The sequence below is a fragment of the Enterobacter cloacae complex sp. P14RS genome, from assembly GCF_014895895.1.
Lineage (GTDB): Bacteria > Pseudomonadota > Gammaproteobacteria > Enterobacterales > Enterobacteriaceae > Enterobacter > Enterobacter bugandensis.
Genome location: NZ_JADBQM010000021.1, coordinates 118,223 through 138,200 on the forward strand (window position 1 = coordinate 118,223; position 19,978 = coordinate 138,200).

At 59.2% G+C, this 19,978-nt stretch carries 16 protein-coding genes; 7 read left to right on the top strand and 9 right to left on the bottom strand.

Annotation, left to right across the window (positions count from 1 at the left end):
* Positions 1 to 22 precede the first annotated feature (22 nt).
* The 7 genes from IM295_RS16660 to dsbG all read left to right on the top strand — a co-directional run bounded on the left by IM295_RS16660 (position 23) and on the right by dsbG (position 6,708).
* On the top strand, positions 23 to 1,573 hold the full coding sequence (locus IM295_RS16660) for a methyl-accepting chemotaxis protein (protein ID WP_028013213.1): 1,551 nt from the start codon (positions 23 to 25) through the stop codon (positions 1,571 to 1,573).
* Positions 1,574 to 1,775: 202 nt separating this feature from the next.
* Positions 1,776 to 2,195, top strand: a complete 420-nt coding sequence (locus IM295_RS16665) for a hypothetical protein (RefSeq protein ID WP_059357577.1) — start codon at positions 1,776 to 1,778, stop codon at positions 2,193 to 2,195.
* A 5-nt stretch (positions 2,196 to 2,200) separates the two neighbouring features.
* The gene (locus tag IM295_RS16670; RefSeq protein WP_045630592.1) at positions 2,201 to 2,761 is read left to right on the top strand and encodes an RNA polymerase sigma factor; all 561 of its coding nucleotides are present in this window, start codon (positions 2,201 to 2,203) and stop codon (positions 2,759 to 2,761) included.
* Positions 2,762 to 2,848: 87 nt separating this feature from the next.
* Positions 2,849 to 3,217 (top strand): hypothetical protein, encoded by a 369-nt coding sequence (locus IM295_RS16675; protein WP_028013210.1) that lies wholly within the window; start codon positions 2,849 to 2,851, stop codon positions 3,215 to 3,217.
* Positions 3,218 to 3,265: 48 nt separating this feature from the next.
* Entirely contained in the window at positions 3,266 to 5,290 is a 2,025-nt protein-coding gene (locus IM295_RS16680) for a protein-disulfide reductase DsbD (RefSeq protein ID WP_193066989.1), read from the top strand.
* A 6-nt stretch (positions 5,291 to 5,296) separates the two neighbouring features.
* Complete coding sequence (locus IM295_RS16685) at positions 5,297 to 5,908, top strand: DsbA family protein (protein WP_048958256.1); 612 nt, start codon at positions 5,297 to 5,299, stop codon at positions 5,906 to 5,908.
* Positions 5,909 to 5,949: 41 nt separating this feature from the next.
* Entirely contained in the window at positions 5,950 to 6,708 is a 759-nt protein-coding gene (dsbG, locus tag IM295_RS16690) for a thiol:disulfide interchange protein DsbG (protein ID WP_059357572.1), read from the top strand.
* A gap of 40 nt (positions 6,709 to 6,748) precedes the next feature.
* Here the strand turns inward: dsbG and IM295_RS16695 are convergent, their stop codons facing one another.
* The 9 genes from IM295_RS16695 to IM295_RS16735 form a co-directional block, all read right to left on the bottom strand.
* On the bottom strand, positions 6,749 to 8,041 hold the full coding sequence (locus IM295_RS16695) for a glycoside hydrolase family 10 protein (RefSeq protein WP_059357571.1): 1,293 nt from the start codon (positions 8,039 to 8,041) through the stop codon (positions 6,749 to 6,751).
* 7 nt (positions 8,042 to 8,048) lie between these two features.
* Positions 8,049 to 8,336: a VF530 family DNA-binding protein gene (locus IM295_RS16700; protein ID WP_041909918.1), complete on the bottom strand. Its 288-nt coding sequence runs from the start codon at positions 8,334 to 8,336 to the stop codon at positions 8,049 to 8,051.
* Positions 8,337 to 8,430: 94 nt separating this feature from the next.
* Entirely contained in the window at positions 8,431 to 10,605 is a 2,175-nt protein-coding gene (locus tag IM295_RS16705) for a glycoside hydrolase family 2 TIM barrel-domain containing protein (RefSeq protein ID WP_193066990.1), read from the bottom strand.
* Positions 10,602 to 13,268: a PAS domain-containing hybrid sensor histidine kinase/response regulator gene (locus tag IM295_RS16710; RefSeq protein ID WP_193066991.1), complete on the bottom strand. Its 2,667-nt coding sequence runs from the start codon at positions 13,266 to 13,268 to the stop codon at positions 10,602 to 10,604. The genes IM295_RS16705 and IM295_RS16710 overlap by 4 nt, the downstream gene beginning before the upstream one ends.
* A gap of 11 nt (positions 13,269 to 13,279) precedes the next feature.
* Complete coding sequence (locus IM295_RS16715; protein ID WP_028013202.1) at positions 13,280 to 13,705, bottom strand: hypothetical protein; 426 nt, start codon at positions 13,703 to 13,705, stop codon at positions 13,280 to 13,282.
* Complete coding sequence (locus IM295_RS16720; RefSeq protein ID WP_193051616.1) at positions 13,702 to 15,096, bottom strand: DUF3131 domain-containing protein; 1,395 nt, start codon at positions 15,094 to 15,096, stop codon at positions 13,702 to 13,704. Before IM295_RS16720 ends, IM295_RS16715 begins: the two co-directional genes overlap by 4 nt.
* The gene (locus tag IM295_RS16725; protein ID WP_193066992.1) at positions 15,081 to 16,628 is read right to left on the bottom strand and encodes a DUF3131 domain-containing protein; all 1,548 of its coding nucleotides are present in this window, start codon (positions 16,626 to 16,628) and stop codon (positions 15,081 to 15,083) included. Before IM295_RS16725 ends, IM295_RS16720 begins: the two co-directional genes overlap by 16 nt.
* Positions 16,625 to 17,944: a DUF3131 domain-containing protein gene (locus IM295_RS16730; RefSeq protein ID WP_193066993.1), complete on the bottom strand. Its 1,320-nt coding sequence runs from the start codon at positions 17,942 to 17,944 to the stop codon at positions 16,625 to 16,627. The genes IM295_RS16725 and IM295_RS16730 overlap by 4 nt, the downstream gene beginning before the upstream one ends.
* Entirely contained in the window at positions 17,941 to 19,758 is a 1,818-nt protein-coding gene (locus IM295_RS16735; RefSeq protein WP_193066994.1) for a glycosyltransferase, read from the bottom strand. The genes IM295_RS16730 and IM295_RS16735 overlap by 4 nt, the downstream gene beginning before the upstream one ends.
* Positions 19,759 to 19,978 lie beyond the last annotated feature (220 nt).

Below are 19,978 nucleotides of genomic sequence, written 5' to 3' on the forward strand. Positions count from 1 at the left end.
ATTCTCCTTGAGGTATTGGTTTATGTCGTTGAAAAAGTCGTCCCTGATTGTCCTGTTCTCGCTGCTTTTGTTCTTTATCGTCAGCACCGTGACGAGCGTTGGCCTCATCATTAAAAGTAATAACTCGCTGGATAACGTCAACAAAGAGATCCAGGTGGTGCTGTCGATTATTGACCCCATCAACCACAGCCGTACGCTGCGCGTGCGGGTGATGGAGTACGTGAAGATGGTGGAAGCGGGCAACGCGGCGGACGAGTCTGCAAAGCTTGCCGCAGTGAAAGAGGCGCTGACCAAAGCGGACAATGCCTTTGCGGCGTTTATGGCTTCGCCGCGTCTGACGGATGAAGCGCCGCTGGTGAGTGCCTATCAGGACGCCTGGCAAAACTACCGCAACCAGGGGCTGGCGCCGCTGATCGATGCCGCTGCGGCGCACGATGTCGCCAAATTTGACGCGCTGATCCCGGAAGTTTCCCGTCTCGATCGTCAGTACGAAATCGTGCTCGACCAGGTGCTTTCAGTCCACCAGAAATACGCTAAAAGCCTGAACGAGGATGCGAGCAGCAATTTCGTCTCCGGCCTGGTGATGATTGCCGTTATTGCCTGCCTGTTTGTGGTGGTGATCGTTGCAGTCAGCATCTTCATGAAGCGCTTTGTCTTTGCCCCGGTCAACCTGGCGCGCGAGCACTGCAGCCAGATTGCAGCGGGCAAGCTGGACATTCCGGTGCCAGTGAAGGGGAGTTCAAGCAACGAAATCGACCACCTGATGGGCTCGATGGAGCAGATGCGTCATGCACTGCTGGCGACCATCGCCCAGGTGCGCGATGCGAGCCATACCGTGACGCACGCGGCGCAGGAGATTGCCGCCGGGAATATCGATCTGGCTTCGCGTACCGAGCAGCAGGCTTCCGCGTTGACCCAGACGGCGGCGAGCATGGAGGAGCTGAGCGCGACGGTGGCGAACAATACCGATAATGTCTATCAGGCCGGAAAACTGGTGCAGGACGCGGTGAAAAATGCCCACACCGGGGAAGCGGTGACCCGTGAAGTCATCGACACGATGAATACCATTGCGGCGAACTCGAAGCGCATCGAAGACATTACCAGCGTGATCAACAGCATCGCCTTCCAGACCAACATTCTGGCACTTAACGCGGCGGTTGAAGCGGCGCGCGCCGGAACGCAGGGCCGCGGCTTTGCAGTGGTGGCCAGCGAAGTGCGCACTCTCGCGCAGAAAAGCGCGGTGGCGGCTAAAGACATCGAGAGCCTGATTGCGCAGTCGGTCTCCAGCGTGAAAAACGGTGCGGAGCTGGTGAGCCGCTCGGGCGAGGTGATTGATTCGATTATTTCGTCGGTGAATAAGGTGAATACGCTGATGGAGCAGATCTCCGTCGCCTCCGAAGAGCAGAGCCGCGGGATCGGCCAGGTCGGGCAGGCGGTAACCGAGATGGATGGCGTGACCCAGCAGAACGCCGCGCTGGTGCAGCAGTCCGCGGCAGCAGCGGCCTCGCTGGAAGAGCAGGCGCAGCAGCTTTCGCGGAGTATTGCGAGTTTTAGGTTGCCGGTGCAGGCGTAAGTCTTTGACACGTGCCGGGTGGCGCTGACGCTTACCCGGCCTACGAAACCTGTAGGCCCGTGCAAGCGTCAGCGCGCCGCCGGGCAATAACCGCGAATGTGCGGCCAGAGTAATTATTTCATTCACCCCAGCAATATTTCCCCCCCTCATCCGTCTACCTCATCACAAGCCATAATCAGTTACTGCACACGAGGTAAACACCATGAGAGATTTTGAACTGCACGGCAGAGGTCACGGGCGCGGATTCGGTCGCCACCGTATGGGCAAGGGCTTAATCATCGGCGCGGTGATTTTCATCGTGCTCGGCCTGCTGGTGATGTCCCTGTGGAACGCCTTGCTTCCGGCGATCCTCGGCGTGAAGGCCATTGGTTTCTGGCAGGCGCTGGGGATTCTGGTGCTGAGCCGCATTCTGTTCGGCGGATTAGGTTTCCGCCCGGGGATGTTTGGCGCGCACCGCCGGATGCACGAGCGCTGGATGAACATGACGCCCGAACAGCGCGAGGCGTTTATTCAGCAGCGTCGCGAAGGATTTGGTCGCCACGGTCGCGGTCACTGCGGCTGGCACGGCCATCGTGACGATAAGCGCGATGACGCCGCGCCCAAAACCCCGGAAGCAGAGTGAGCGAAATGAAAGCCGGGGAGGCGGGCGGATCCATGCTGATGTCGGCGCTCAACGCCTGCCGCGCCCGGCTGAAAGCCTTCATTCGCGGACGGACGTCCGTTCGCGATGATGCCGACGACATTTTGCAGGAAGTCACGTATCAGCTGATGAAAGTGGAGCAGCCGGTCGAAAACGTCGCGGCCTGGCTGTTCCGCGCGGCGCGTAACGAGATGACAGACCGGGCGCGTAAAAAGCGCGAGGTGCCGCTCTCCGGCTATTTTACGGGCGAAGACGAAGAGGGTTTTCCCGAGGACGAGCTGGCCGAAACCCTGTTCGGCGTACCGCAAACGCCGGAGGAGGAGTATCTCAAAACGCTGCTGTGGGAAGAGCTGGGGCAGGCGCTGTCAGAACTCCCGCCACCGCAGCGGGAGGTGTTTGAAAAGACCGAGCTGCACGGCTACAGCATTAAAATGCTGGCTGAGGAGACGGGGGCCAGCGAGCAGGCGCTGTTATCCCGCAAGCACAAGGCGGTGCTGTTTCTGCGCACGCGGCTGCGGGATATCTACGACGCGCTGACGGGGGAATAGTGGCGACAGACAAAACCTTACACTTCCGGCACTTGTAGATTCATCACTATCGTTTATGATCGGGGCGTCTTGTTACTCTGGAATATTATGCGCAACCGTCAGCTCCTCGGAAAATGGCTTTTGATCATCACCTGTCTCGCGATGGCGATTTGCCTCGTGCAGCGTGCGGTGATGCTCAACCATTTTTTACAGGGACTGGATCCGCAGATTTCACTGAGTGCAGATGCCCCAACCCAAAGTAGCACCGAGCAGTCCGGGCCATCGCCCTGCCAGCTGGGCGCCCAGTCGCTTCTTTGTGCCCAGCCGCTGTTCTTCGACGGCGCGCTGCCGGCTATCATTATCTTCTTCGCGCTGTTACAGCTGCTGACGCAAGGGCGGGCATTCGCTCCCGCGGAACAGCCGGTTCAGGCACCGCCTCCCCGAATACACCTTAAAAACTGCGTTTTCCGTGAATGAAAATCATCGTCACCACACGATAATTTTTCACTGTTCACGGAGTAATACATGGTTAACCTCTTCAGGGGATTCGTCCTCCTGTGGCTGTCCTGCATCGGCATTGCCCATGCGGCAGACACCGGCTGGCAGGTCTCCCCACAAAACGATCACGCCCGCATCCGCTTTCAGGCGGAAAGGGAACAAACGCACATTAAGGGCCTGCTCACCGTTGAGCTAAAGCCCGGCTGGAAAACCTACTGGCGATCGCCGGGCGAGGGCGGCGTCGCGCCAAAAATCAGCTGGCCGGAAGGCGTAACGGATAGCTGGTCTTGGCCGGTTCCTTCGCGCTTCGATATCTCCGGCATGACCACGCAGGGGTATCACGATAAGGTCACGATTCCGATCGTTCTCGACGGGGTGAAGAGCGACGCGCTCAATGGAACGCTCACGCTCTCCACCTGCAGCAACGTCTGCCTGCTGACGGACTACCCGCTGCATCTCAATTTTACCCAGCCGGTGGATGACGGCTTCCAGGCCGCCTTCGAGCAAGCGATGCGCGCCGTTCCGGGCACGTCTGGCGTATCCACGGATCTCTCCGCATGGCTCGCTGGCGACAAGCTGGTGATTACCGGCACGACGGATGGGAAGTGGGACAATCCGGGGATCTACTTTGACCCGCTGGAGGGTGACATTCTCCCCGGCGAGCCGGCCATTAAGCACGACGGCAACACGCTTCGTGTGACGGTAACCGTGACCGACGAATGGGGCGATAAACCCGCCTCGCTGGAAGGCAAGAGGCTGTCATTTGTGCTGACCAATGGCGGTAACGCGCAGCAAACCACCATGACCGTTGGGGCAACTCCCGCAGAGTCTTCCGCGCCTGAAGGAACGGGTAAAATGGTGCTTTTTGCCCTGCTGGGCGGATTGATCCTGAACCTGATGCCCTGCGTGCTGCCGGTAATGGGCATGAAGCTTAACAGCATCCTGCAGGCGGGATCGGACAGGCGCGCCATCAGGCTGCGCTTCCTGGCCACCAGCGCCGGGATCCTCACCTCCTTTGCGCTGCTCGCCGCGATGGTGACCGCGCTTAAGCTGACCGGGGCGTCGCTGGGGTGGGGCATTCAGTTCCAGAACCCGTGGTTTATCGGCCTGATGGTCGCCGTCACCTTCCTCTTTGCGCTAAACCTGTTTGGGGCGTTTGAGATGCTGCTCCCTTCTGCCGCCGCCGGGCGGCTGGCAACGGCAGGGGGCACAGGGCTTGGTGGCAGTTTCTGCGAAGGGATGTTCGCCACGCTACTTGCCACGCCGTGCTCCGCGCCGTTCCTCGGTACGGCGGTTGCCTTTGCCCTTGGCGCGCCGCTGCATTCCCTGTGGCTTATTTTCCTGATGCTGGGCGTGGGCATGAGCCTGCCGTGGCTGTTTGTGGCCCTGGTGCCGAAAACGGCCATGCTGCTGCCAAAACCCGGCCGCTGGATGAACACGCTCAAAACGATCCTGGGCCTGATGATGCTGGCCTCCAGCCTCTGGCTGGTCACGCTGCTGAGCCTGCATCTGGGCGAGGCGGTCAGCCAGATCGTGATGCTGGTGCTGATCGTTATCGCGCTGGCGCTGTTTGCGAAGAAGGGGCAAGCCTCCTCGCCGTTGTTCTGGGTCGTGGTCATCGCGCTGTCGGTGTTCGGCGGGTATCAGCTGCGCGGGTTGCTTAACTCACCGTCAGATGCCACCACGCAAAGCGTCGCACAGACCATCCCGTGGCAGCCGCTCAGCGAGGAGGCCATTGAGCAGGCTCTGGCGCAGGGGAAACGGGTGTTTGTGGATATCTCGGCGGACTGGTGCGTGACCTGCAAAGTTAACGAGCACCGGGTACTGCGTCAGCCGGACGTTATTGCCGCGCTGAGTCAGCCGGACGTGGTGGCCCTGCGCGGAGACTGGAGCCAGCCCTCCGCGCTTATCGCGGAGTTTCTCGCGAAGCGAAACCGCTACGCCATTCCCTTTAATGAGGTCTATGGCCCCGGCACGCCTGGCGGAGAGATCCTCTCGCCGCTGCTGGACAAGCGCACCCTGGTCACCACCCTGAACAACGCAAAAGGCTAATGCATTATGAAAAAATTCTTTATTACGCTTATGCTCCTGCTGGCCTCGACTCAGGTGATGGCAGCCCAGCCGCTGACGCCGGACCAGGAACAGCGCGCGCAGAAGATGATCGCTGATTTCCTGTTTAACGATCCGGATTCGCCGCGTATTGGCGCGAAAAATCCAAAGCTTACCCTGGTGGTGTTTACCGACTATAACTGCCCGTACTGTAAGAAATTCGATCCTTACCTGGAGAAGATCGTCGAAAAACACCCTGATGTGGCGGTGGTCTTTAAGTTTTTACCTTTCCGCTCGGAAAGTTCGCTGACCGCCGCGCGCGACGCGTTAACCGTCTGGCGCGCGCATCCCGAGCAGTTTATGAAATTTAACCATACCCTGATGGCCAAAAAGGGGTACCACGATGACGCCAGCATTCAGGAGGCACAAAAGCGCGCGGGGGTGAGCGTCACCGCGCCGGATGATGAGAGCATGGTGTCGATCAAACGCAGCCTGATCGTCGCTGAAAAAATGGGAATTCAGGGCACGCCCGCCACGCTTATCGGCGAAGGGCTGCTGCCCGGCTGGGTTCCTTTTGAACAGTTCGACGAAATGGTCAGTGACGCACTGAAAAACCGCTAACCTGAGGGGGGCGGAATGCCCCCGACAAACCGGAGAGGGAAATGAAAAAATTACTGTTACTTTCGGCGCTGGCGACCTCAGGGCTGGCCCAGGCCGCTGATGCCATACCGGATGTGGTGAAGCAGTTCAGCGAGCAGCAGCAGATCAAAATCATTAAGAAACTGGATGCCCCCGGCGGCGCACCGGCCTGGCTGGGGCAATATCAGGACATGGGCGTGACGCTGTTTTTAACCCCGGACGGCAAACACGTTATTTCGGGCTATCTGTACGATGACAAAGGAAAAAACCTCAGCGAAGGCTATTTCCAGAAAGAGATCTACGCTCCGATGGGGCGCGAGATGTGGAAGAACCTCAACGCGGCACATCCCCTGAAGGAAGGGGCAGATAACGCCCCGCGTAAGGTCTTCGTCTTCGCCGATCCGTTCTGCCCATACTGCAAGCAGTTCTGGGCCGAAGCGCAGCCGTGGGTGAAGGCAGGCAAGGTTCAGCTCAACACGCTGCTGGTGGCGTTTCTTAACCCCAACAGCGGGCGCAACGCCTCTGCGATCCTGAATGCGAAAGATCCGGTTTCGGCCTGGCGCGAATACGAGCTTTCCGGTGGGAAAAAATTGCCAAAACCTGAAGGGGACGCTTCCCGCGAAACGGTAGCGATCCTGCAGAAACACCAGGCGCTGATGGACAGCCTCGGCGCTAACGCCACGCCGGCCATTTACTATCTGAATGCGGAAAACGAGTTGCAGCAGGTGGTCGGTATGCCGGACGCGCAGCAGCTTGAGGCGATGTTCGGGCCGAAGCCGTAAAAAATCAGGCAGAAACGGGGTGTTTCTGCCTGATAGTCACTTAACTACCCCAGCGTCCTTTGAGGTAGTTCACCGCCTGCTGGGTCTGCGGCTGGTTCAGGTAATCTTCCCGGAACAGGATGGTGCCGTTCACGTTGGGCAGCGAATCGTTAAGGTCGAGCTGTTTTTTCAGCTCCGGCACGCCGCCCTGTACCGTCCAGTCCGGCTCATTTTTCGACGGTTCGCCCACCTTGTAAAACGCGATACCGATATACAGGCGGGTGTGGGTCGGCTTGACGACGTCGGCCCACCATTTGGTCAGCACGTCGTAGCGCGCGGCGTCCCGGGAGAAGGGCCAGTATATCTGCGGGGCAATGTAGTCCAGCAGGCCCTGCTGCACCCACTGACGCGTATCGGCGTAGGATTCATCGTAGGCCGCGGCGCCGCGCGTGTCCGAACCCGCCGGGTCAAAGGAGCGGTTCCGCCACACGCCCGCCGGGCTGACGCCAAACTCCACGTTGGGCCTGGTCTGCTTGATCGCGCGGGAGACCTGCACGATCAGCTGCTGCGTATTGTGTCTGCGCCAGTCGGCTTTTGAGGCAAATCCCTGGCCGTACTGCCGCCAGGTTTGCGCGTCGTTGAGCGCAGATCCCGGCGATTCAGCGTAAAAGTAATCATCAAACTGCACGCCGTCTACCGGGTAGTTTGCCACCACTTCGGTCACCACTTTGGTTATCCAGTCGCGCACTTCGGGAATGCCCGGGTCGAGAACAAAACGATCGCCGGAGACGCGTACCCATTCCGGGTGCTGAACATAGACGCTGGACGGGGTCAGATATGAAGTCCGGTTCAGGGCGGCGATGGTTGAGGGCTTAGTATTGGTCGACACGCGGTAAGGGTTGAACCAGGCATGAACCTTCATGCCGCGCTTGTGCGCTTCATCCAGCATAAACTGCAGCGGGTCGTAACCCGGATATTCGCCGATGTTGCCCGTCAGCATATCTGACCACGGTAGAATTTTTGATGACCAGAGCGCGGTGCTGTCCGGCTTCACCTGGAAAAATATCGTATTGATGCCGAGGCGCTTAAGGTTGTCGAGCTTGCCGATCAGCGCCTGCTTTTGCATGGTGATGCGCTGGTCGGCGCTGCGGCCATTCACCGAGGCTACCGGCGGCCAGTCGAGACGAGAGACGGTCGCCAGCCAGACCCCGCGCATCGGCTCGTTTGCCTGCTGCGTCGGTTTGCTGGCGGTGGGAAGAGGGGTAACCAGTGATTTAGGTGGTTTTGAGGAGCAGCTTACAAGTAAAAGCGCGCAGGCAGCCAGCGCACCGATCCGTTTTACGTGTCGCGTCATTTGCGTATTAGCTCTTGATAATCCGACTGTTAGCCCAGGGATTAAAGGCGGGCGCCGCCTGTTCTGCGCTTTCCTCATCGTTGAGGGAGTCCAGATACAGGGCTTCAACTTCCGCGCGCGCCCACGGGGTGCGGCGCAGGAATTTCAGGCTCGATTTAACGCTGGGATCTTTTCTGAAACAGTTAATTTTGATGCGGTCGCCCAATTCGCTCCAGCCATACTTCGCCACCAGGGCGTTGACCATCATCTCCAGCGTTACGCCATGTAAAGGATCTTTGGAAATGTGTGCAGTCATAGGCGTCCGGATGTCTCGATTTTTAGGGGATTGGGGTAAACGCTGAAAGGGTACAAGAAAGCAGGGGAAGCGGCAATTTTCCTTTTCCCCTCGCTCACTTTATGACGGACTCCGTGCGCTGATTTTCACCGACAATTTTTCCCGCGCTGTTTTCAATCGTAAACCGAATCGACACGTCGTCCTGGCCCACGGGCGTAGCCGTCAGCGTTTTGACCATCGTTCCCGAGTCTGGTGCGATCGTCATCGTCGTCGTGCCTTTAGCCAGCACCTTGTCGCGCTGCGTGATGCGCCAGGTCAGGCGGCATTCGCTGCACGGTTTCCAGGTGTCGTTGATGGCCCACAGACGCACGGTCGCCGCCGCGCCGGATTGCCACTGCGCGGTGACCGGTTCAATGGACGGCAAAACAGGCTGGTAGGCGCGTTTTAAGGCGTAAAACCCGGCTTTAGGCATACGCAGGTAGTCCACCACGCCCCAGTTGATGGAGGGCCAGGTTTCCACAAACATGAAGTGGAACAGGGCCGTCACCGGCTGGTAGCGCTGTCGACGGTAGCTCTCTGCCGCCGTGGCCACCAGCTGCGACTGGTACGCCTGAGTATTGCGGATCATCGCCTGAATGTTGTCCCCACGCGAAATACCGGCAAACTTAAAGGTCTGGAAGGGCTGAAAATTATGGTATTTCCAGACGGTCCAGCCGGGATCGTCGGCGGCGGTCGTTTTTGGCCAGAGCGACGCCGCCGGGATGATGGTTTTTAGCGTTGACAGGCGGGGAAGCGCCTGCGCGCCGAACTCTGTGATGATCCCCGTTTTGGCTGGTGCCAGCAGGTCGCGCACGGTGCCGAAGTACCAGCCCGCCCAGTAATGCTCCTCAACGGCGGAGAAGCGGTGCACGATGCGGGAGGTATCTTCGGCAAGCGTATCCGCTACACGCTTCGTGAGTTCGCGATTCAGATCTTTATTCCAGTCCGGGAAGCGTTTTTCCATCCACGGCGAATTCCACGGCGGTTCGTTATGCCCGCCCCAGACGATGATGGCGGGGGAATTGCCAAACTGTTCGATCATCTCCCGCGTCTGTCGAACCGCATTTTCCGTGAAAGCCGCACTGTTATTGTAGCCCCACTGCAGCGGAACATCCTGCCAGATCATCATGCCCATCTCATCGGCCACGTCATACAACGCACGTCCGGCAACGTGTCCGTGCACGCGTATGGCGTTGGCGTTCATGGCTTCCACCAGACGAAGGTCGCGTCGGTATTTTTTCCGCGTCATGGTGCCGAGCCAGGGGGAACCGATGTAATTGCTGCCCTTAATAAAAAGGCGCCTGTCGTTTATGAGCCAGCCCTTATTGTCGGCCTGCTCGACGATTTTGCGCAGCCCGGTGCGGGTTACCGCCTTATCCATCAGGCCGTTTTCATCCCGCAACGCCACGCGAACGGTATACAGGTGGGGTTTTCCGGTACCGACGGGCCACCACAGCTTTGCCTTCGGCATGGGCAGCTTCACCTGAACGGAATGGGCACCGCTTTCGAGAGTAACCGGAAAGTCAGCCTGATAGGGCCTGCCGCTGAAGTTGGCGGGTGTGGCGGTGAGCCGCACGGTCGCCGGGCCCTGACCGAGCGCGCGATAGCGAATCTCCGCTTTTAGCGTCGGGCGAGTCAGCCCCTGCGACCAGTCGGGGCGCAGGATGGTCTCATCAAGGGTGGCGCCCCGGCTAAGGTGCAGCCGGACCGGTGCCCAGATGCCGCCCGAGTTTGCGTCCTGTCCTTCCGGCGACCAGGCGCCACCGGGACGCGTGTCATGCTGATTAAGAACCCCCTTCATGGCCGTTTTATGCAAAGGCCAGATCGTGTGCGGATCTTCGTAGGGGCTGCCTACCCTGACGACGAGTCGATTGTGACGTTGTAACGCCGGGCTGGCGTCCAGCGAAAAGCGCTGAAAGTAGCCCTCATGCTTGCCCAGCGGCTGGCCGTTCAGGGTCACCTCTGCCAGGTAATCGACGCCGTCAAACACCAGGGTACTCATCACGTCAGGGGGCTGCACGGGCAGGGAAAACGCGTGCTTGTACCACAGCGCGCCCTGATGATCGTACCCGGCGCTGTACCAGTTGGCAGGAACCTGAAGCGGGTGCCAGCCTGATGCGGCAGGACGTGCGCTGTCATTGGCATCCTGAACCTGCCATTCTCCGGCCAGAGACCAGCTGACCGGCGCAGAGTTCGCCACCGCGTGGGTGGTCAACAGGGCAACGAGCAGCGTGCAGTTGCGAGCGTTCATTTGTTTACCCCGCGCGCGTTGAGCCACGCCATCAGGCGCAGCGATTCCTGGCGAAGATTTTCTTTCAGGGCCGCAAGCTGGCGCCCATCCAGCGTATGCGCGTCGCTTTCCAGCACCTGCAACTGCTGTGCGAGCGTGCTGAAGTCCAGGGTGACGGCTTCTCCGCGCAGCTTGTGGGCCGCTCGTCGCAGCGCCTCGCGGTCGTTGCTGTCGATCGCCTGGGTAATGGTTTTGATTGCTTCATTTAGCCCTTCGCCAAACAGGGCCAGCAGCTCTTGTACCAGGGTGGGATCGTCAGCACACTGCTTCAGCAGGCGTGCTTCATCCGGAAAACCGGAGGCGTCTTCGTGGTGCTGGAGCACGCGGGCAATCTCTTCAGCGAGACGCTCCTGGCTGATGGGTTTGGCAATATAGCCGTCGAACCCCATGTTCAGGCAGCGCTCTTTATCCCCCTGCATGGCGTGTGCGGTCATGGCGACGGTGGGTTGAGGCGGTCCGGGCCGAGACTGCTCTTCTTCACGAAGCAGGCGAATGGCGGTCTCACCGTCCATCTCTGGCATCTGAAGGTCGATCAGTAAAACGTCCCACGCATCCGCGCGCCAGCGTTCCAGCAGCGCGACGCCATTGTCGACGATCTGACAGCTATGGCCGAGCCGCTCGAGCAGGCGCGCGGCGACCTTCTGGTTGACCAGATTATCTTCAGCCAGCAGGATCCGCAGTCCCGTGGCTGCAGGCGAGGCGACAGGCGCGGGCGTGCTTTCACCCACGGGTGCTGGCGAACGTTCAAACGCGGCGGCAATCGCCTGATGTAATTCATCCTGGGCGATAGGCTTATGCAGATAGTTCTTGATTCCGATCCGCTTCAGCATATTGATATCAAAATGTCGGCTCATGGAGCTCAGCATGATGATATGGCTTTCAGCAACCTGCGGCAGAACCGAAAGCTCAAGGGCCAGAGACACGCCGTCCATATCCGGCATCTGCGCGTCCAGCAGGATCAGGGGCCACGCCGTTCCCGTTCTAACCCGGTCAATGGCCTCGCTGGCGTTGTTAACGCAGGTGGGTTTCAGTCCCATCTGGCTGAGCATCGCGGCCAGCAGCCGCAGGTTGGTCGCGTTATCATCAACCACCAGCACGGGTTCACCGTTAAAGCGCTGGCTATGTGGGCGCTCTCCGGGCGCAAGGGTCTGCGCCGCCAGGGGCAGCGAGAACGAAAATTCGCTTCCTTTTCCCGGCTCGCTGGAGACCGTTAATTCGCCCCCCATGGCCGCAACCAGTCTTGCCGAGATGGTTAGCCCGAGCCCCGTGCCGCCGTAGCGGCGGGTGGTTGAGTTGTCCGCCTGGCTGAAGGCTTCAAAAATGGCCTTCTGCTTATCTGCCGGTATGCCAATGCCGCTGTCGCGCACGCGAAAACGCCATCTGCCCGCGCTATCGCCGGGCTCAACCACCAGGATAACTTCTCCCTGATGGGTAAATTTCAGCGCGTTGCCCAGCAGATTGGTCAGGATTTGGCGCAGCCGCGCGCCGTCAACCAGCAGCACGTCGGGAACGTCGGGCGCAATATCAACCAGCAGCTCGATGCCTTTTTCGCTCGCCCCCGGCATGTGCGGACGAATGAGCGACTGAATAAAGGGGCGGACAGGAACGGGTTCCGTCTCCAGCTCCACTTTGCCGGCTTCAATTCGGGAAAAGTCGAGAATATCGTTGATGATATGCAGCAGAGACTGGGCAGAGCTCATCACCAGGGTCAGATAGTCGCGCTGATCGGCGCTCAGAGACGTATCCAGGCACAGCTGGGTCATGCCAATAATGCCGTTCATCGGGGTACGAATTTCATGGCTCATATTCGCCAGGAACGCGCTTTTGGCCTCATTGGCTTTTTGTGCCTCAATGGCCGAGGCGAACGCCTGAATTTCAGCCTCTTTGCGCCGCGTAATATCCTGCAGCGTGCCAATAACGCGCTCTGCGTTTCCCTCAATGGAGAGCGTAACCACCTGGCCGGACAGCAGCATCCAGCGCAGTCCTTCGGTAGGGTGATGCACGCGAATTTCACATTCAAAGACCGGACGATGATCCTGCTTCGAAGCGTGCAGCGCCTTGCGTAGCGCTGCGCGATCGTCCTCGTGGACCTGATTGAGGAGAAAACGCACCGGATATCGCCACTGTGTGCGCGACTGGCCCAGCATGGCAAGCAGGGTATCGTTGACCTGGAGCGTGTCGCCGGAAACCTGCCAGTCCCAGATCCCGATATGAATGGATTCCGCCGTCAGCAGAAAGTCGTCATGCAGCTGGTGGCGCGCGCGCTGCGCTTCATCCAGCTCCGTAACATCGCTGTGCAGGCTGACAATACCACCGTCCGCAAGCCGCTGATGCTGGACGAAGATCCGCCGCTGGCCCGCCTGGCGCACCTCGCAGTGTTTATCCTGCCGACAGTTGCGCACGATCGACTCGCGCAGCGTCTGCCGCAGGCCGGGGTCGACGTTGTAAACGGCATCGATAAAGCGTTCCGCCAGCGCCTCAAGTGTCGTTCCCACCGTCAGCCACGGGGTTATGACCGGATAAAACAGGGCCACGTTGTGATTCCAGGCCTGAAGGCGTTCCTCGCGGTCATAAATCATGACGGCGGCCGGCAGCGCGTTAAGATCGTACGTGAATGAACTCATCGTGATTCCCCCTACGCGCGGTAGTGCAGTTCTGCCTGTCGGCGAAGGTATTCCAGCCCGGGCGCGATCGCCATGGCCCAGGCGGTGAGGATCTCATCGTCGCACTGCGGATCGCGCAGGCTCACCGCATTCAACATCGCTTCGCGCCAAAGGGCAAAAAACCGCGGGGGAAGGTGGAGGCCGTCGTCGCTTTGCTCCCGCGCCAGGCGCTCGAGAAAATCAGGGACGATCAGGGCGCCGTCGACCGCAAGCATGGCGAAGAAGCTTTTAAACAGGGTCTGCTGACCCTCCCGATCCGGCAGACGAGAAAAATGCGCCTCGGTTTCGGGTGACATATGGACGAAGGCGTCATAGAACGTCTGAAAAAACGCGGTTTTTTCATTATTCGGAAAGACGCGGTTCAGGCTTGATTCAAACAGATCGCGATAGAACTTCACGGCGTCCTCCTTATGGTGCTTTCGCCCGGCAGACAGTGCCCGATGGGCGTGTATTGCTCTGCCAGGCGGCGTGAGAAGTAGCTCTCTTTCTTCGACCGACGCACGTCAAACAGAGGCCCGGCGTTGTGTTTAAAGAAGAGGGCTTCCAGCACCGTGGCGTTGGTCGAGAGGGTTAAGGCAGCGTTGGTATCGCCCGTGGCTTCCTGACGGCCTTCATACCAGCCTTTCTGCGGATCGTTAAGGTGTTTGGTGACCGTCATCAGCACGTCGGTGTACGGGGTGTCCCACAGCGCCCACAGGGCAAAAACCGCTTTGGTCGATACCTGTGCGAAACGGGTGTAGTCCCGGCCATCGTCTCCGACTGAGTTCCAGGCATAGCCATTTCCCCAGACGGTATCCTGGATATGCCAGGGCGCCTGAGAGAGCGTGAAATCTGCCCTGGCCGTCAGGATTTTATCGGTCTCCCAGCGGGTCTTCTGGCTCAGCCAGACGTTTTCGGCCTGCTTGCGCAGACGCTGTTGCAGATCGGCCGCAACGCCTTCTGGCTCCCAGCCAAACTCCAGGCCCGGCAGCATATAGGGAAGGGTGGTAATCAGAGAGGGCTGCCACGTGGTGCGCGGATCGCGGGCATCGACGGCCAGACGCCGCTGGGCGATGATGACGTGGTGCGCCGGGGGCGTAAACGCTTTAGCCGGGGAAAATCCCCACAGCTGAAACGCCGTCGCGGCATATTCACTTTCGCCCAGCCGCAGTTCCTCCCGCACGACCGGCTGACCGTTTTGCAGGGAAGAGGACCATAGCTCGCCTTCGCTATCGATGACCGGGCAGAAATTCCAGCGCAGGATAATTTTATCCAGGTATTCGCTGTACTGCGGCTCCCGCTCTGCGGTAAGGCGCAGGGCGAGCATCAGACGCGCCATGTCGCGCGCGGACCAGCCGTTTTTGCTGGGCTTGCCGCTAAAGTCGACTGGCGTCGCAGTCTGGCTGGAATAGAGTCGACCCGGCGTTCGGGCATCGGTCAGCATCAGGCGGTTAAGGGTGCCCATGAGACGGGTTAAGCGAGCGTCATACTCGGCGTCCTCAATCAGCCCCAGCTCTTTTGCCGCCAGCAGGGCGATAAGCGTATCGCCCATTTGCCAGAGCGTGACGCGGGGCTGTTTGTCGCTCCCGTTGACCAGGCCCGTTTGCGGCTGGGTATTATTGACGAAATAGCGCCAGGCGATCGTCGCCCACGTCTGCTCTTCCGGCGTCAGGGCGGCGATACGCGCGCTGGAGTGCCAGCCGCCGTGGATTAGCCAGCGCCAGCCTGCGCCCTGATGGCCAAACAGGGCAAAAATGACCCCGCCTGCAAGGAGTAATCCCGCGAGCCCTCTGGCTAAGGTTTTAAGCATTGCGCAGTCACCGGAGGCAGTTTAACGGGCTCGTCCACGCTGCATGACGCGCACTGACAGGCCTGACAGGCGGGTTTGGTACGCTGCGTGACGCCCGTCCGGTCGCACCAGCTTTTTATGGCCGGTGTGCTGCTAAGGAACGGACGGCTGCGCAGCGCGTTGTTCTCTTCAAACTGATCGAGCAGCTTGCGATCCCACAGCGAGGGGGCAAAATCCTTGCTCTTTGGGTTGTCGGTGTTGAAGGCCAGCAGTTTTCCCTCTTTCTTGAACAGCAGGGCTTCCAGCATAATGCCGTTATTGTTCGCGGTGAACTCTTTGATCGGGCCGTCACCGTTTTCATACAGCCCTTCGTAGTAGCCTTTTCCCTCTTCGTTGGCATTCTCAATGGTATTCAGCAGGCGGTCGGTATAGGGGGAGTTCCACAGCACCCACATGCCCAGCGCCGCCTTCAGCGATATTGCGGCAGCGTTGGGGACGAACTGGCCTTTATCGGTAATGGTGTTCCAGTTGTATCCGTCGCTGAAGACGGTGTCATAGACGAAGTAAGGAGCCTTATCGAGCTGGTGCTCGGAGCGCGCGGTGAGGACGCCGGTAATGGTATAGCGATTCTCCTGAGCCTGATAAACGCGGTCAGCAAAGTTTTTCATCCACGTCAGGGAGTAGTCGCGCGGGGCGTTATCCCGGTCGGTCGGTTTATCAAAGCCGAACTCCAGCCCATAGAGCAGGTAGGATTCCGTCACCACGTAGTTATGCTGCGACGTGTTGCGCGGGTCGCGCGTATCGTACGGGACCAGCACGCAGTAGATTTCGGCCAGCTCATAAGGCTGCGGACGGCTGGCTTTACAGGTATTAAACCCCCAAAGCTGGAACCCGGCCGCGCCGTACTCTTCATAGCCCAGCCGACCTTCCTGAACGTACTTCGGCTGGCCGTTCTCGAGATAGGCCCCGTACAGCGTGCCGCAGGGGTCGATCGCGTGGCTGAAATCCCAGCCGAGCACCACGTTATCAATGCTGTTGCCGTATTCCGGATAGCGCTCTTTGACGATTTTCAGCCAGACCAGCATTCGCCCGATATCCAGCGCTGAGAAGCCAATTTCGCCGGGCTTGTTGGTGTAGTCCACCTTCTGGGCGCTGATGGTGTTATAGGCCTTGTTGGGTAGCTCGTTGCGGAACAGTACCAGGGTGTTTAACGTGGCGAGAAATTTCAGCATCCGGCGGTCAAATTCCGCTTTATCAATGATCCCGAGCTCGCGCGCCGCCGTCAGGGCGGCCAGATAGGAGGCGCTGTCCCACATGGTGGTGGAGGGAAATTTGTTGACCGCATTCACCAGGCCCGTCGTGGGCTGATAGTTGGTGACGAAATACTGCCAGGCGTTTTTCGCGATGGTCATCTCTCGGACCGTCAGCTCGCCGCTGCGCGGGGAGAAACCTGATGCAGGAAGCTCGGTGTCCGCACGCACGGTCGATAACGCCAGCCAGCAGATCGTTATTCCCGTGAGCAGGTGGAAAAGGATCGGGGATCGTGGCTTCATGGCGTTGCTCCTGCTGAGGGGGAAGTGTAGAGGCAGGCCAGACAGAGCATCTGACCATGCGCGATGTAAGACAGACTTTCCAGCACAATGGCATTGGTATCGGCGTCCACGACGGCATTGACGCTGTTGTTGAGATTTAATCCGCGCTGCCAGCCTTTACCCGGTACCTGAAGCGGCAGAACCTGCTGGCGCAGCGCTTCGCTCCAGCTGTTGCGGAACAGGGCATACCAGGCAAACGCGGTGCGGGTGGAGGTAATTGCCACTTTCTCCGGCACCTCGTCGCGCAGGTTGCGCGCCTGTACCGGCTGCCTGTTCGGCAGATCGTTGACGTAATCCGGCGCCGGTTCGGCGTAATCCGTGCTGACAGGCTGTTTTGGGCTGCGCAGGCTATGACGCCGCTGCTGGATCTGCATAATCCGCCACGCAATCTCAGCGCTCTGCGCGTCAAAGCCCAGTTCAAGGCCGGTTAACAGGTAGGGGAGACTGATCAGGGAGGTTTGCTTGCCCCAGGGCGTGCGTAGCCCTTCATCCGGCACCATCACGCCGTCCAGATCGATCATCTTTTGCCCTTCAGGCGGGTTGGTTACCGCGAGGCCTGCCGCGCTGTCAATCAGGCGCAGCGTATGGCTGGCATAGAGACGGTAGCCAAAGCTGTCCCGCTGTTCGTCATCGGTCAGCGTCCAGTTATGGAGCGGCACGGCCGCCTGGCTTTGAACGTTATGTTCAATCAGAGCGCCGGTGTTCCAGAGGCTGAAGAGATCGTGGATAGCCGCCGCGTGCTGAGGATAGCGCCACAGGAGGGTCTGAAGCGCCGTCAGCAGGCGGCTCAGCCCAATTGCCGAGGCGTCGGGTTTGCCGAGGATTTTCAGGGTGTCGGCATGGTAATACGCGGCTGGCAGGCCTCGCTCGTTGAGCGGCAGCTGCCCCAGCGCGAACAGGGCCGTACCGATCCTCTCGTCGAACTCATCGGCGGAAATAATGTTGAGCTGCTCTGCGGCAGCGGTCGCCAACAGGTAGCTTCCCACGCTCCAGAGGCTCAGCCAGGGTTCACCGTCGCTGGCATTCGCCAGCCCGTTTGGCTGGGTATTATTCACGTAGTATTGCCAGGCGACCCGCGCCCAGATGGCTTCGTCATAGGTCAGGGCGCGTTTCGCAGGCAGCGGCGGGAAGTCTTTGCTGAGCGCGATGCCGCCGCTGCTTTCCACGCGCGTGGGCATCTGTTTCTCCACCCAGACCACAATGGCAAAGCCGAGCAGGAACCCGAGCAAAATGGTGAGGTAGCTGCGCGCGGGCAGCAGGGCATCACGTATCCTCATTGGGTGACCTCATCCTCTTCGGCGGGCGTCCACATGGCCGCGAAAATCAGCGGCAGCATGGCGGCGATGTTCACCCCTCCCCAGAAAATATTGATGACGTAGCCGGAGGGGTCGTCCACCTGTCCACGCGCCACCTGAATACCGCCCCAGATAAGCCCTGCGAGGGTCAGCACCACAATGGCAATCTGCGGCTTCACCAGGTAGAGAAAACGGCCCGTCTGCCGCTCTTTTGGCGTGACGTGAAATTTGATCTGCTCGCCCCGCAGCACGGTATTGAGCGCGCGCAGGTTCATGGAAAAGAAGGAGAGGTAAGAGGCCCTGCCGTCCCAGGCAGAGATCCCCCATGTCCCGAACATAAACGCCAGTTCAGAGAAGATAAAAAAGGGGAGAAAGTGGAGATAGAACGGCGTCGACCATGCGGATACCGGCGGAATGCCGGTGAACAGATAGATAATGGGCGAAATCAAAAATACCGTGTTCCACACGCAGGCCATGTAAGACCAGAAGGTGGTGGCATACATCAGCGTCTGGGGGAGGGAAAGCCGGAAGCGGCGACGGCTGAAGATATTGTCATGGAACAAAATATCCAGCGAGCCGGCGGCGTATTTAAAGCGCTGGATCATCCAGGTCAGCATATCCTGAGGAGAGAGCATCTTCGACTCCACCCGCGGATGCATGACCGAGCGCCAGCGTCGCGCGGCGTCACCGTGCAGCAGCACCGAGGTGTAAATATCTTCGGAGACGTGAAATTTGTAGGGGGTGAGCTCGGTGTCAAACGCCACGTGCGGGCGCATCGCCTCCTGCAGCGCTTCGCGGGTTTCTTCATCGCGGATGTCGCGGGTGTGGCGATGGATCTCCTCTTCGACGGACCAGACGTAGCTTCTCAGCGCGGCCTGCATGACCGCCTCGCGCCGGTGGATGGAGGCCGCGCCGCAGCAGAAAGCCGCGTTCGCCCAGTTGCGCCGCCGCAGGATCACGTCATAGAACATGCGCGGATCGTTAAAAAACGGGTCGCGGCCTACGGTCACCGGGCCAACGCACTTTTGAATCAGCCAGCCCAGACCGTAGCCCACTTTTCCGGCTTTTCGCTGGCCCCAGCGTGAAAGATTTTCTCCTTCCGGAAGGTCGAAGAACCACTGCGGCGTCTGCACCCAGGCCACGTCCGGATCGCGAAAATAGCCCAGCGTATGGCTGAGCAGGGTGGGAAATACGCGGGTATCGGCGTCGCAGATAACAATGAAATCACCGTCGGTTTGCTCAAGACCGTTGCGCAGGTTGCCGGCCTTAAAGCCGATGTTGGTCTGGCGGCTGATATAGTTAACGCCTTCCTCGTCGCAGACGGCTTTCATCTCCGGGCGGCGGCCGTCATCAAGCACGTGGATCCGGTAGTCAATCGGGTACGGGTAGGCCATCTTCAGGGCGTCGCGAATGGACAGCCTGACCAGCTCGGTGTCTTCCGAGTAGGTGGCAATGAACAAATCCACTTTAACAGGACGAGGTTCTACGGCCTCTTCCGGAAACAGGCATTCGTTAATTTCGCCGGGGGGCGGACACTGGGGGAGATCCTGTTCTTTCCATAAGTTGATGGTAAACAGCACGGTCCCTATCCACGCCAGCGTTTCGGCGAGGACCAGCGGTATGGCATACCATAGTGCGTCAGTATTCAGGGAGGCGGTCCAGCGCCAGTAAATATAATTTGCACCCAGAATAAGTGCCGCGACCGCTAATACCTGCCAGGTCATCATGACCCAACGCGGTGTTGTTAACGGTTCCGGAGGACGACGATGTTCAAAACGGGAAAAATAAAAATCCATAGTTCCGGCGTTCCTGATTCCGTGAAAATGCAGACCCATTCTGCTGCGCAGACAGTTGCCCAAAAGCGAAAGAAAATAGCGAGTAAACAAGATTTAAGATAAGTGTAGAACGCCGAATAAAAGTGTCCAGCGTCGTTTTTATTAATATGAAGTGGTGGTTAATTTGGATTTAATTCTGCTTAATATGTTTCATCTGCCGGTGATAAATTGCAGTTACTAT